This window comes from Bradyrhizobium iriomotense (assembly GCF_018130765.1).
GTDB classification, from domain to species: Bacteria; Pseudomonadota; Alphaproteobacteria; order Rhizobiales; family Xanthobacteraceae; genus Bradyrhizobium; species Bradyrhizobium iriomotense_A.
This window is the reverse complement of record NZ_JAFCJZ010000004.1, coordinates 13934-26858: the sequence shown is the minus strand read 5'-3', so window position 1 is coordinate 26858 and position 12925 is coordinate 13934. Positions and strand designations below refer to the sequence as shown.

General features: G+C 63.3%; 13 protein-coding genes and 2 pseudogenes. 5 read left to right on the top strand and 10 right to left on the bottom strand.

Annotation, left to right across the window (positions count from 1 at the left end; genetic code table 11):
• Window positions 1–97: 97 nt before the first annotated feature.
• Window positions 98–262, top strand: a pseudogene (locus JQ635_RS08815) (JAB domain-containing protein); the annotation flags it as partial.
• A gap of 123 nt (window positions 263–385) precedes the next feature.
• Here the strand turns inward: JQ635_RS08815 and JQ635_RS08810 are convergent.
• Complete coding sequence (locus tag JQ635_RS08810) at window positions 386–1441, bottom strand: alpha/beta fold hydrolase (protein WP_211409480.1); 1056 nt, start codon at window positions 1439–1441, stop codon at window positions 386–388.
• Window positions 1442–1469: 28 nt separating this feature from the next.
• Complete coding sequence (locus JQ635_RS08805; RefSeq protein WP_211409851.1) at window positions 1470–3122, bottom strand: flavin-containing monooxygenase; 1653 nt, start codon at window positions 3120–3122, stop codon at window positions 1470–1472.
• Window positions 3123–3423: 301 nt separating this feature from the next.
• On the opposite strand from JQ635_RS08805, the gene JQ635_RS08800 reads away from it, so the two are divergent.
• The 3 genes and pseudogenes from JQ635_RS08800 (at window position 3424) to JQ635_RS08790 (ending at window position 5294) form a co-directional block, all read left to right on the top strand.
• A complete protein-coding gene (locus JQ635_RS08800; RefSeq protein ID WP_211409479.1) occupies window positions 3424–4314 on the top strand; it encodes an AraC family transcriptional regulator in 891 nt (296 codons plus the stop codon).
• 53 nt (window positions 4315–4367) lie between these two features.
• Window positions 4368–4478: pseudogene (locus tag JQ635_RS08795) on the top strand (JAB domain-containing protein); the annotation flags it as partial.
• A 30-nt stretch (window positions 4479–4508) separates the two neighbouring features.
• Complete coding sequence (locus JQ635_RS08790) at window positions 4509–5294, top strand: DUF4239 domain-containing protein (RefSeq protein WP_211409850.1); 786 nt, start codon at window positions 4509–4511, stop codon at window positions 5292–5294.
• 18 nt (window positions 5295–5312) lie between these two features.
• Here JQ635_RS08790 and JQ635_RS08785 read toward each other — a convergent pair whose 3' ends face one another.
• From JQ635_RS08785 to JQ635_RS08775, 3 genes are all read right to left on the bottom strand, one after another.
• Window positions 5313–5633: a YMGG-like glycine zipper-containing protein gene (locus JQ635_RS08785; RefSeq protein ID WP_211409478.1), complete on the bottom strand. Its 321-nt coding sequence runs from the start codon at window positions 5631–5633 to the stop codon at window positions 5313–5315.
• 139 nt (window positions 5634–5772) lie between these two features.
• Complete coding sequence (locus JQ635_RS08780; RefSeq protein ID WP_246583397.1) at window positions 5773–6081, bottom strand: hypothetical protein; 309 nt, start codon at window positions 6079–6081, stop codon at window positions 5773–5775.
• A 113-nt stretch (window positions 6082–6194) separates the two neighbouring features.
• Entirely contained in the window at window positions 6195–6572 is a 378-nt protein-coding gene (locus JQ635_RS08775; protein ID WP_211409477.1) for a hypothetical protein, read from the bottom strand.
• A gap of 256 nt (window positions 6573–6828) precedes the next feature.
• Between JQ635_RS08775 and JQ635_RS08770 the strand changes: the two genes are divergently transcribed.
• The gene (locus JQ635_RS08770; RefSeq protein WP_211409476.1) at window positions 6829–8223 is read left to right on the top strand and encodes a peptidoglycan-binding protein; all 1395 of its coding nucleotides are present in this window, start codon (window positions 6829–6831) and stop codon (window positions 8221–8223) included.
• Window positions 8224–8442: 219 nt separating this feature from the next.
• On the opposite strand, the gene JQ635_RS08765 is transcribed toward JQ635_RS08770, so the two are convergent.
• From JQ635_RS08765 to JQ635_RS08745, 5 genes are read right to left on the bottom strand one after another with little or no spacing between them, the layout of a single operon-like run.
• Complete coding sequence (locus JQ635_RS08765) at window positions 8443–9135, bottom strand: AprI/Inh family metalloprotease inhibitor (protein ID WP_211409475.1); 693 nt, start codon at window positions 9133–9135, stop codon at window positions 8443–8445.
• Complete coding sequence (locus JQ635_RS08760) at window positions 9135–10124, bottom strand: 2-hydroxyacid dehydrogenase (RefSeq protein ID WP_211409474.1); 990 nt, start codon at window positions 10122–10124, stop codon at window positions 9135–9137. Before JQ635_RS08760 ends, JQ635_RS08765 begins: the two co-directional genes overlap by 1 nt.
• Window positions 10124–10942 (bottom strand): ABC transporter permease, encoded by an 819-nt coding sequence (locus JQ635_RS08755; protein WP_211409473.1) that lies wholly within the window; start codon window positions 10940–10942, stop codon window positions 10124–10126. The genes JQ635_RS08760 and JQ635_RS08755 overlap by 1 nt, the downstream gene beginning before the upstream one ends.
• Window positions 10939–11754 carry an ABC transporter ATP-binding protein gene (locus JQ635_RS08750; RefSeq protein ID WP_211409472.1) on the bottom strand — a complete coding sequence of 272 codons (816 nt, stop codon included), beginning with the start codon at window positions 11752–11754 and terminating at the stop codon, window positions 10939–10941. Before JQ635_RS08750 ends, JQ635_RS08755 begins: the two co-directional genes overlap by 4 nt.
• A 10-nt stretch (window positions 11755–11764) precedes the next feature.
• Entirely contained in the window at window positions 11765–12787 is a 1023-nt protein-coding gene (locus JQ635_RS08745; RefSeq protein WP_211409471.1) for an ABC transporter substrate-binding protein, read from the bottom strand.
• Window positions 12788–12925 lie beyond the last annotated feature (138 nt).

The window sequence follows — 12925 nt, the reverse complement described above, 5'->3', positions numbered from 1 at the left end:
TGATCACGAACCGACACCACTTACCGCTCCCGATCACCGTCCCCCCGTTCAAATTTAAACAGCGAATAACATTAAGCCTCTATGTGCTCTCCGCAGATTGTTGCACAACCACCCCTCCGGCGATCCCTCGCCTTCCCAGGCCGATATCCAGATGACGAAGGCGATCATCGACATCGCCAAGCCGCTGGGGATTGCGGTGCATGATCATATCATCGTCGGCAGGAACGGGCATGCGAGCCTGCGCGGGATGCGGATGATCTAGGGTCGCAGACGCCGCCGGGAGCGCCATCGAGCGCACGCCGCGACGATTCGAGCGCGGATTGAGGGCGCGAACAATTCTCGTTCGAGCCCTCAACTGCAACAGGCGCTCAATCAATCCGGCGCGTCAATTCACGGGCGTCGCCAGCAGCTCGTTCAAATTGGCATCAAGCTGCGCGAGCAACTCCGGGTCCACGCCGAACAGTCCGAGATGTCCGCAGATGCTCTTCAGCGGACGGAACTGGCTTCCCGGGATCAGACGCTGCTCGACCTCGCAGTCGCCCGGCGGGAAGAACATGTCGTGACTGATCGGCATCACGTAGGTCTTCGCCTTGATGCGGCCGAGCGCCGCCGCGAGATCGCCGCCGGTGTTGCGGCTCACGTCGCCTCGTTGCCACTTCCACGCCATCGCCAGCAGATCGTTTGGATCCATCGGCGCGAAGTATCCTGTCATGAAGGTATCGACGAAGGCCTGCATCGAATCGAAGCCGAGCGCCTTGTGCCGGCCTTCGCGGAAGAAGTCGGTACTCCACCCCATCACCGTCCACAGCTTGGCGTGGCGCTTGAGGCCAGCGGCGACATCGGCCGGCGAACCATACTTGCCGGCGTTGAACCCCGGATCGGATGTGATCGCTTCGGAGAGCGTCTCGGCGAAGACGAAATCGTGCTCGGTGTTCCTGGCGGTGCCGGCGATCGGAGCGGCGCGCTTGACGAAATCGGGATAGCGCACGGCCCACTCATAGGTCTGCTGTGCGCCCATCGACCCGCCGACGACCAGCGCGAGGCTCTTCAGACCGTACTTCCCGGTCAGAAGCTTGTGTTGGGCGCGAACGTCGTCGGCAATGCGCACTTTCGGGAAGGTCGGCCCGGCCTGCGCTCCACTGCTGTTGTTCGGTGAGGTGGAGAGGCCATTTCCGATCTGATTGACGACGACGATGAAATACTTCGCCGGATCGAGCGCACGCCCGTTGCCGATGTAGACCTGCTCCATGATCTTGCTCGTTCCCGAGTACCAGGTCGGAACGAGGATTGCGTTGTCCTTTGCCGCGTTCAGCGTTCCGTGGGTCGCCACCGCAAGCTGACAGTCCGGAATAAGGCCGCCCTCCTCAAGCTCGAGGTTGCCGATTCCGACCATCTCGTAGGGGCCGTGGCCTTCCTGGCCGTAGTAGGGATTTGTGCTCATTGGATGTTTCCTTCCGTTGTTGTTATCATCAGGTCATCGCAAAGCCCTGGTAGCCATTGGCCGCAAGTTCGTCGCACTGCCGGTTGTAGTTGCCGACGCCGCCAATATAGGACAGCAGGCGTCGCGGCTTTCCGTCGACGTTCGAGCCCATGTACCAGGAGTCGGTTTTCACAACGAGGGTCGCGGCCGCGGTTTCGTCGTGGTGCTTCACCCAGCTGTCCTCGAACTCCTTGGTTGCTTCGATGACGCCTTTGCCGTGCTCCCTCGCATAGACAATGCAGTCGGTGATCCAGTCCACCTGCTGCTGAAGACAGGTTGTCATGTTGCAAAGCGCGGCGGACGGAGCGAGCGGCGCGCCGGTGGTGAACAGGTTGGGATAGCCGTGCACCTGCAGACCCATCGCGGTGCGGATCTCGTCGTGCCACCTATCCTTCAGCGAAAGGCCGGCGCGGCCGCGGATGTCGATGCGGCTGAGGGCGCCCGTGCCGGCGTCGAAACCGACAGCCAGGATGATGACGTCGGCTTCATGGACCTTCCCGTCGGAGGTCTGGATGCCTTCGGGCACGATGCGCTCGATCGGTGTTTTGCGGCAGTTCACGCCCTCGACGTTGTCCTGCAGATAGGCCTCGAGATATTTGTTCTCGAGTGGCACACGATGCGTGCCGAATCCGTAGTCGTTCTCGGACGGAATGAGCAGGTCGCACAGCTTCGGGTCGTTCCGAAGCCGCTGCCGCAACTTGCCTCGGACGAATTCGGAAACGACCGCGCTGACCGCCTCGTCGAAGAACATTTCCGGGAACGTCGCAAGCCACATCGAGAGCGATCCGTCGTTCCAGTATTTTTCCAGGACCTCGGTGCGCTCATCGGCGGTCAGCTCACCCCAAGGGCGGTTCTCGAAGTCATAGTCGAAGCCGGCGAAGGTGGAGCGCACGCGGGTCTTCAGCTCATTGAACCGGCTACTCCAGCGATCCCAATCCGCTTGCGAATATTTCGGGTTCTTCATGGGCACGACATATTGCGGCGTACGCACGAACACCTTCATCGACCCGACTTCGGGTGCGATGGTCTGGATCACCTGGATGCCGGTGGCTCCGGTGCCCACCACGGCGACCCGCTTGCCTTTGAGATCGACACCCTCTTTCGGCCAGAGGCCGGTATGGGTGATCACGCCTTTGAACGTGGACTGGCCCGGGAAGCGGTCGTTCAGCGGCGCCGACAGCATGCCGCAGCACGCCAACAGGTATTGCGTATCAATGCGTTCGCCATCGGAGGTGACCACGTCCCAGCGGCCGTCCTTCTCCCGATAGGTGGCGGACTCGATCCGGGTGCTGAACTGGATGTCCTTCTTGAGATCGAAGCGATCAGCGACGAAGTTCAGCCATTGCTCGGTCTCGGGCTGCGCCGGAAAACGCTCGCTCGGCTTCCACGCCTTGTACAAATCCTCGGAAAACCAATACTGGTACACCTCGACCTGAGAATCGAAGCGCGCGCCGGGGTAACGATTCCAGTACCAGGTTCCGCCGACGCCGGAGCCTGCCTCGAAGGCGCGGACCTTCAATCCCAGTTGCCGCATGCGGTACAACTGGTACAGACCCGCGATGCCAGCCCCGATAACGACCGCGTCGAGGGTCGTTTTTTTTGATCCGTTCAGTTCCCCGGACTTGATTGTAGCCTGGTCCATTTCCCTCTCCTGCTGTTTTTTGGCTGTGCACCGTGCCCACTCGACCGAATCGGGGGTGGAGTTGCGTCTCCATGGCGATCCAATCGCCGGCAGAACGTGCCGGAAACTAGTTGCCCCGAGGCACGGCGGGCTTGAACGAAGCCGACCTTTCTTTGAACGAAACGCGTGTGCGGCGCAGCGAAGGCCCCGGCGAACTAATGCATTTGGCCGAATGCAAAATGCGCCGTATCCTGCGCTACCGATGCCCATCATCGGAAAGAAGAGCCGGCGAACGGCCGCCAACCGTGGGGGAGGCTGCGCCATGAGCAAGTTGATTGCGGTCGAGGAGCTTCCGCGATACGCACCAGGCGAACTGAAGCTGGACAGTTCGGCAGTCGGCCGGCCTGATTTCCGCATGCGGGTATTTCGCTATGCGCCGTCCGACATTTGGGTCCCCCCGACGGAAGACTTCCTGATCGTCGTCTACCGGCAGGGAGCCACCGCGATGAACCGTCGCGTGACCGGCGCATGGAAGCAGGAGCGCGTCAGCCGTGGCATTACTACACTGCTGACCCGTGCCGAGCCTTCGCATTGGCGATGGGCGAACGATATAGAAGTCAGCCACTTCTACATCTCACCGGCTTTCATGATGAAAACCGCGAGCGAGGCTTTCGATCGTGACGTCGCCGCCATTGAACTTCATGACCTGCTCGGAATCGATGACCCCGTCCTGAGCTGGATCAACGAACAAATGGCTCACGAAGTCGCCGCCGGCGGTCCCGGCGGAAGACTCTGCTACGACGCCCTATCGCTCCAGGCCAGCGTCCACATCATGCGGAAATACGCCGCGGTGAAGTTCAAGATGCCTTCCGCGCAGGGACATTTCAGGCCGGCTCATGCCCGGCTGATCGAGGACTATATCCAGCAGAATATTTCTCGAAACATCACGCTCGACGAACTGGCAGCCATCTGCAACTGCACGCCGATTCAATTCGCCCGCAAATTCCATGCTCACTACGGGATACGCCCTCACGCATTTGTTCAGAAGCAGAAAGTCGAACAGGCATGCCAGCATCTGCGACGGAACAATCTGGCGCTCAAGGAGATCGCACTCCTCAGCGGCTTTGCCGACCAGAGTCATCTGAACAGGGTCTTTCGGCAGCACCTCAATTGTACGCCGGCTGAGTATCGCAAGGGCTCCTCGGGAGCCTGAAGGCGTTCCGCGTCCTCGCGGCGACCAACCTTTGTCAAAGTCGGTAAGGCCGCCAGATGACGAAAGCGATCATCGACATCGCCAAGCCGCTCGGCATCGCCGTGCACGATCACATCATCGTCGGCAGATGCGGGCATGCGAGCCTGCGCGGGAGGCGGTTGATCCAGGGCCGCAAATCAGGCGACAAGAGCGGCATGAGCGACTGGCTGCACAATCTGCCGCTGCCCTGGATGGCGCTGGTGATCTTCGGATTCACCTATTCCCTGGCCGTGGCCATCTTCGCGGGTGTCGCGCTGGTCGCAACGGAGGAGCGTGCCAAATCGCTGAAGGCGATCTCGCCGGGCATGCTGCCGGTGCTCGGCATCATCTTCGGCCTGTTCGTCGCCTTCATCGCGGCGCAGGTCTGGGGCGACAGCGACCGCGCCAGCGCTGCGGTGAGCCGCGAGGCGAGCGCGCTGCGCAGCGCCGTGCTGCTGGCCGCGGGCCTGCCGGCGGAGCAGGATGCGAAGCTGCGCGGCCTCGTCCACGACTATGTCGGACAGGCCGTCGCCGTGGAATGGCCGATGATGGCGCATCAGGAGGCCTCGCTGAAGGTGACGCCGCCACCGCTCGCCGATGCCCTGCAGCTCGTCATCACGATGACGCCGCAAGGCAACGGTCAGGCCAATGTGCAGCGCGAACTGATCGCCGCGCTGGAGCAGGCGCTGGACGCGCGGCGGCAGCGGATCATCGTCAGCCTCGCCGCGGTGAACCCGGTCAAATGGTGGTGCCTGTATCTGCAGGCCGCCTGCGCGCTGCTGGTGATCGGCCTCGTTCATTGCGACAACCGCCTGGGATCGGCGGTCGCGATGGGCCTGTTCGCGACCGGGGTCGCCACCTCCGTCCTGCTGATCGCCGCGCATGACCGGCCGTTCGCCGGCCAGATCTCGATCCAGCCGGAGCCGCTGCTGCAGATCATGCCGGAGACTGCGAAGAGCTAGAACGCGGCCGCTCGCGCCTCAGTAGCAATAGCGGGGATCGACCCGGACGTAATAGCCATCGGGCCGCTGCATGTAGCAGCCGCGCTGATAGGCGTAGTAGCCGGAGCGGCGGCGCTCGCCCTCGGAGGCGATCGCGGCGCCCGTGCCGGCTCCGACGACGGCACCGATGGCCGCGCCACGGCCTCCGCCGAGCGCGCCGCCGAGGATCGCTCCGCCGACACCGCCGATGATCGCACCGCCGACGGCGTCCTGGGCCATCGCCTCATGCACCGGCATTGCCATCGCGACCGCTAGACAGGCCGCCATTCCAAAACTTCCAATGCGAAGACCTCGAACCATGCGCGTCCTCCCGGTGGTGAGGCCGAGTTTTAGCGCCCGGCGGGGATTCGGGCCAGATCAAATCGCCTTCCGCCCATCCCAAAGCGCGGAGGAATGTCGCCCTGGTCCCACCGGGCGCGGGATACCGGTCGCGCCGGCCTCACTTGTCGACCGCGAAGGCGAGCACGATCCTTTCGGGTGTCTGCTTGAAATCCCTGGTGACGGCGTCGCGAACGAGCCCTGCAAGCTCGTTCAACGGCCTGTTTTCATAGAGGCGCGGGAATTGAACCGTCACCAACACCAGCCTCCCATTGTGCCAATTGAAGCCGACCGCCGGCTTGACGCCGGTCGATTGCTCGAGGTCGGTCTCGACGGCTTTCGACTGCTTGAACCCTTCCGTCACCGTGCTGACGGCATCGCAGCCCGCAAGGATCGTTGCGCAGACGAGCAGCAGCATAAATCTGGACATGGGATTCCCACCGGTGATGACTGCGAACATGATTGTTCCACAATGCCGCTGACGTCAACGGGTGGTTGCATTGAAGGGTTGATGCCCACCGGTTCAAACCGACGGTGAGCCGGTCATCCTGGTTCGATCCAGCGCTGCACGGCTTCGACGGTGTCGGCCGGCGTGGTGTTGAAGCAGATCGTGGCCTCCGGCGCGAGGCTATGGACGAGGTTGAGCACCTTCTCGAACAGCAGCAGGCGCTCCTTCGGCTCGCGCAGGCCCGCGCCGATCACGATGCAGTCGAAGCGTTCTTCGCGCAACGCTGCAGTGACGGCAGCTTCGGCCGCCGCGTCGAGATCGATCAGGCAGCTCGTGACCTCGAAGCCGCGATCGCGCAGGCGTAGCAGCTGCGCCTCGATGTAGCCGCGCACGAGCTCCGGCGTGATTTGCGGGAATGCGCTGTAGTCCGCCACGCCGGGCTCGATGCCGATCGCGAGGACACGCTTGGCCATGCAGGCCTCCTTGCCAAACTGCCTGCATCGTTAACGGACGAACGACCCCGCCGGTTCCGTCGCGAGCGGTCACCCCTGCACGTCCAAGTATAGTCTCTCATTTCCCGCTGTGGCTGTAAGCCATTTCACACGCGCCGAGGCGGCGGCCTGCCACCATTGGCCGCGATCACGCTGGCGTCACGCCCTGATCACGGCACCTGGTTCACTTTTGAATTGCACGGAGACTCGATCGTTTATCAATTTGCAGGAGCGCGAAATGGCTGTGTCATTCGACAGTCTGAAGAACGAATACGAGCGAAACTGGGCCAGTCTCGAGATCCGGCCCGGACGCCTCGCCGACGCGAATGCGGTGGCTCGCAAGGCGATCAACGGCAAGGCGACCTATCAGCAGATCGAGCGCTTGACCGGCGTACCCTGGCATTTTGCCGCCCTCTGCCATTACCGTGAGTCCAATTTCGATTTCGACACCTATCTCGGCAACGGCGAGTCGCTGCATCGCGTGACGACCATCGTGCCGAAGGGACGCGGCCCGTTTGCCACTTTCGTGGACGGCGCCGTGGACGCGTTCAGAATCGAGAATTTCATCGGCGCGCAGGACTGGAGCATCGCGCGCATGCTATTCCGGCTCGAGGCGTTCAACGGCTTCGGCTACCACGCCAAGGGCGTGAATTCGCCCTATCTCTACGGCGGCTCGAACCTGTACGGCCCGCCCGAGGCAAGGCCCGGAAAATTCGTCCGCGATCACGTGTTCGACCCGAACCATGTCGATTCCCAGCTCGGCACCGCCGTGATCCTGCATGCGATGCTGGCGCTGGATTCCTCGATCACGCTCGACGGCAGCCCGCAATTCGCAGGCCGGATCGAGCCGGAGGACGATGCGGCCTCGACGGTCGTGCTGATGCAGCAGGCGCTCAACAGGCTCGGCGCCAATCCGCCGCTCGCCGAGGACGGCATCAGCGGTCCGAAGACCAGGGCCGCGGTCTCGCGGTTTCAGCAGCAGAACGGCCTCAGGGATACCGGCCTCCTCGACGCTGCCACGGTCGCCGCCATCACGCGCGCGACGCAACCGGGAGGGGTCATGCAGAGCGGCGACCTGTCCCAGGTCCTGAAGCGGCTGGAAGACCTCGCGCAGGTGCTGCGACCGACGGCCGGCGGCGGAACGATTCCGGGACCGACGACATCAGGCAACACGCTGCCCGCCAGCAACGATCCGATCAGCCTGTTCGAGCGGCTCTTCTCCCTCGTCAACAAAACGACGCCGATGCCAGGACCGGTGACCCCGACCAACCCCGCCCCTGTCGATCAATTGAAGCAGGTCGTCGACCTGCTCAGCACGCTGCTCAACAACAACGGCAAACCCGTGCTCGGCCAGGTCAACGGTGCGCTGGGCGAGACCATCGGCAAGCTGCTCGACGGCAAGAAGACCGCGCTCGGCATCGGCGGCTCGCTCATCACTGCGCTGCTCTCTTCGGTAACGGCGAGCCCCAATGCAAGCGGCATTGCCGGACTGCTCGGCACGATCGTCTCGGCGGTGCCGGGCCTCGGCCAGTTCGCGATGCCGATCTCGCTCGCGCTCACCGCCTGGGGCGTGCTCGGCAAGCTGGAGAAGTGGGCGCAAGGCACCGCGCCGCCGCCGAAGGTGACGACGTAATCTGCAGCCATCCTTGGCAGGCTCTCAGGATGAGATCGGGTTTCGCGGCGCGCCCGTCATCCCGGGGCGCGCGCAGCGCGAGCCCGGGATCCAAAACCACAGGGCGAATTTTGGCGAAGGCTCGGAGTGATCACCTCGCGCAACAACCACTTCCTGGGGTTATGGGTCCCGGGCTCGCTTCGCGCCCCGGGACGACAGCGGCGGATGAGGCGGCGGCGCCTACTGACGCAGCATGATCAGGGGATCGGCGGTATCAGGGACGCGCCGCCATTGCGCGTTGTCGTCGGCCTCGAACTGCCAGACACCGCCTGATTTCGACATCAGGATGATCTGGCCGCGCTCGAGCCGCCATTGCGTCGGGTTGAACTGCGCGATGGCGGGATCGCATTTCGGCTTGAGGAAGACCTGGAAATTGTCCTGGCCCGCTTCCGTGTTGGTCAGCGTCAGCCCGCACACCGGCTGACCGTTGCCGCGCACCATCGACCAGTCGCCGATCATCTGGTCCATCGACTTGGCCATCGAGCGGGCGGCGGCGAGATCCTGCAGGATGTAGACGCCCTCACCCTGGCGCAGACCCTCGAAGATGCCGGCCTCGACCTCGGTGAAGTCGATCACGGCCTCACCGGTCGCATCCTGCAAGCGAACGATGTCGAGGCCCTTCACGCTCCAGGCGACGATGTCCTTGGTGAAGGGCAGCGCGGCCTTGCAGGCCGGCTCCAGCTCCAGCTTGTAACCCTGGCCTGCGGCATCGGCCTTGAGCGTGACAACGCAGGTCTTGCTGCGCTCGGTGGTCGAGAGCTCCCATTGTCCGGGCATCGATTTCTTCAGGCTCGTCGCATCCTGCGCATGCGCAGCACCGATCGCGGCAGCGCATGCCGCGATCATCCATGCGACGACCTGAAGAGCTCTCATCAGCGCCCCTTGAACGGCGTTTCCGCAACCGGCGTCAGCGGCGCCTTGCCGGCAAACCAGGACTTGAGGTTGTCGACGACGAGCTGGTCCATGGCGTTGCGCGTCACCACCGAGGCCGAGCCGATATGCGGCAGCAGCACGACGTTCTGCATGGACTTGAGCTCGTCCGGCACGGTCGGCTCGGCCGCGAACACGTCGAGGCCGGCGGCAAGGATGGTGCCTGACTTCAGCGCCTGGATCAGCGCCGGCTCGTCGACCACGGAGCCGCGCGCGACGTTGATCAGCACGCCGCGCGGGCCGAGCGCCTTGAGCACCTCGGCATTGATCATCTTGTTGGTCGAGGCGCAGCCGGGCACGATCACCATCAAGGTGTCCACGGCCTTCGCCATCTCGATCAGATCAGGATAGTGCTTGTAGGAGACGTCCTTGGACGGATTGCGCGAGTGATAGACCACCGGCACCAGCGAGGCGTCGAGCCGACGTGCGATGGCCTGGCCGATCCGGCCCATGCCGACGATGCCGACCTTGCGGTCGCGCAGCGAGCCGACGCTGAGCGGATAGTTCTGGGTCTGCCAGAGCCCGGAGCGGACGTAGCGGTCGGCCTTGATGAATTCGCGCAAGGTCGAGATCAACAAGCCCATCGCGACGTCGGCGACTTCCTCGGTCAGCACGTCGGGCGTGTTGGTGACGATGATATTGTGCTCGGCCGCGTATTTGGCATCGATGTGGTCGTAGCCGACGCCGAAGCTCGCCACCATCTCGATCTTGGGCAGCTGCGACAGCGAATCCTTGTCGGCCCGGACGGTGTGATAGGTCACCGCCACGCCGCGGATTTTTTCGCGGATCGCCGGAGTCAGCCGCTCGAGATCACCGCGCGTCTCGGCCTTGTGCACGACGAAATGATCGGAAAACCCGCTCTCGAGGATCGGCCGCACCGGTCCATAAATCAAAAGATCGATCTTTTCGGACGAAATCGAACCGGTAGACATCAGCTTTCCTTTCCAAGCGCGCTTTCATGCCAGCGCCGTAAAACGAGGTGGGAAACTACCGCCAGCACCCCATAGATGACAATCCCGGCCAGCGACAACAGCAGCAGCGCGGCGAACATGCGGGGTATGTTCAACCGGTAGCCCGACTCGGCGATCCTGTAGGCGAGCCCGGAGCCGGCTCCGGCCGTTCCCGCCGCGATTTCGGCCACGACGGCGCCGATCAGCGACAGGCCGCCGGCAATGCGCAGGCCCCCGAGAATGTAAGGCAACGCCGCCGGCAGCTTCAGGAAGCGCAGGGTTTGTGGCTTTGATGCGCCATAAAGCTGGAACAGCCCGGCCAGGTTGCGGTCGACCGAATTCAATCCCAGCGTGGTGTTCGACAGCACCGGGAAAAAGGCGACGATGAAGGCACAGACGACGACCGCGGTCTGCTGCTCCAGATAGATCAGGAGCAGTGGTGCAATCGCGATGACCGGCGTCACCTGGAGCACGATCGCATAGGGGAACAGCGAATATTCCACCCATTTCGACTGGTTGAACAGCAGCGCCAGCGCAATGCCGCCGATGCTGGCGGCGGCAAAACCTTCCAGCGTCGTCAGCAGCGTGGTGGCGAGCGATTGTGACAGCACCGCCCAGTCCCTGATCAGCGTCACGACGATGACGGACGGCGCCGGCAGCACGTAAGGCGGGATGTCCTTGATGCGGACCACGAGTTCCCAGGCGAGGAGGCCTGCCGCGAAGACGATGACGGGAAGCACGAAGCGCATCGCGCGTTGCGCGGGTGACGGTTTTGCGGTGACGGAAGCTTGCGCGCTCATAACGTCGACTGCCCCGAATAAGACGGCGCCAGCGCGGCGGACACGCGTCGGCAATAATCGGAATAAGCAGCGGAGGTACGAAACTCCTCACCGCGCGGCTCAACCGTCTCGATGCGGAGATCGGCCTGGATGCGGCCCGGCCGCGCCGTCATGACCACGACGCGCTGCGACAGATAGACGGATTCGAACACCGAATGCGTGACGAAGATGACGGTCTTGCCGAGGGTTCGCCACAGCGCGAGCAAATCGTTGTTGAGGCAGAAGCGCGTGATCTCGTCGAGCGCCGCGAACGGCTCGTCCATCAGGAGGATATCAGGGTCGGTGACCAGTGCGCGCGCCAGCGACACCCGCATCTTCATGCCGCCGGAGAGCTCACGCGGATAGGCATCAGTGAAATCGGCGAGCCCGACGCTGGCCAGCGCCTCGTCGGCGCGCGCGCGCCCTTCGGCCTTCGGAACGCCGCCAAGCTTCAGCGGCAGCCGCACGTTCTCGCGCACGCTGGCCCAGGGCATCAGGGTCGGCTCCTGGAACACGAAGCCGATACCATGACCCGGCTGCGCAGGGCCCTCGTGACGCGCCACCCGCACGATGCCTGACGACGGCGCACTGAGCCCCGCGATCAGCCGCAGCGCCGTCGACTTGCCGCAGCCGGACGGACCGAGCAGCGAGATGAACTCGCCCTTGCGCACGGCAAGATCGAGCGGTCCGAGCGCCATGACGCCGTTGTCATACGTCTTCGTCACGCCGCGAAGGCTGACGGCGAGAGCGGTCAGGCTGGCCTCGACGGCAGACGAGGTTTGGGCAGCGGACATCGACCGCGCGTTACGGCTTGCTCGGGCGCAGCTCGACGCCGACGCCCTTGTTGACGAAGCGCAGCGTGTAGGATTTGCGGAAATCGAGATCCGCCTTCACGACCCCCGCCTTCACCATCTTGTTGAAGAAGGAGGTGTAGCGCTCGTCGCTCATCGCGCCGATGCCGTTCTTCAAGCTGTCGCCGGAATCGACGATGCCGTATTCCTTCATCTTGGCGACGGAATAGGCGAGCAGATCGTCGGTCATCTCCGGGTTGAGCTGCTTGATCAGGGCATTGCCGGCGGAATTGTCGCGGTAGATGTAATTGTACCAGCCGATCATGGAGGCATCGACGAAGCGCTGCACCAGATCAGGCTTCTTCTCGACGATGTCCCGGCGAGTCTCGATCAGGGTCGAATAGGTGTTGAAGCCGGAATCGGCGAGCAGCAGCACGTTGGGCTTGAAGCCGGCGGCCTTCTCGACCGCGAAGGGCTCGGAGGTGACGTAACCCTGCATCGCGCTCTTGGGGTTGGCGATGAAGGGCTGCGGATTGAAATTATAGGGACGGACGTTCTTCTCGTTGAAGCCATATTCGGATTTCAGCCACTGGAAATAGCTGGTCATGCCCTCCTTGGAGACGAACAGCGTCAGCGGCTTGAGGTCCTCGATCTTGGCGACCTTGGCGTCGGGCTGCGTCAGCATCACCTGCGGATCCTTCTGGAAGACCGCAGCGATGGTGACGACCGGGACATTATTCGCCACCGCATCGAACGACATCAGCGTGTTCGCGGCCATGAAGAAATCGATCTTGCCGGCGATCAGCAGCATCCGGTTGTTCTCGTTGGGGCCGCCGGGGACGATGGTGACGTCCAGCCCATACTTCTTGTAGGTGCCGTCGGCCACCGCCTGGAAGAAGCCACCGTGCTCGGCCTCGGCGACCCAGTTGGTGCCGAAGGTGACCTTGTCGAGCGTCTCGGCACGCGCCGGCAGGACCGTGACGAAAGCGGCCATCAGGCCTGCCGTTAACGCTCGCCGCAGATGAGAGGGGCTCATGAGTGCACTCCATCGATCGCTTCTAGCCCAATCGCTTCTGGCTCATGCCAAGCCAACGCGATAAAACCGCATGACATTGGGGACGCGAGCCGGTCGGGCCCGCGTCCCCTCATAACCCAAATTACGTGACAAATTCGG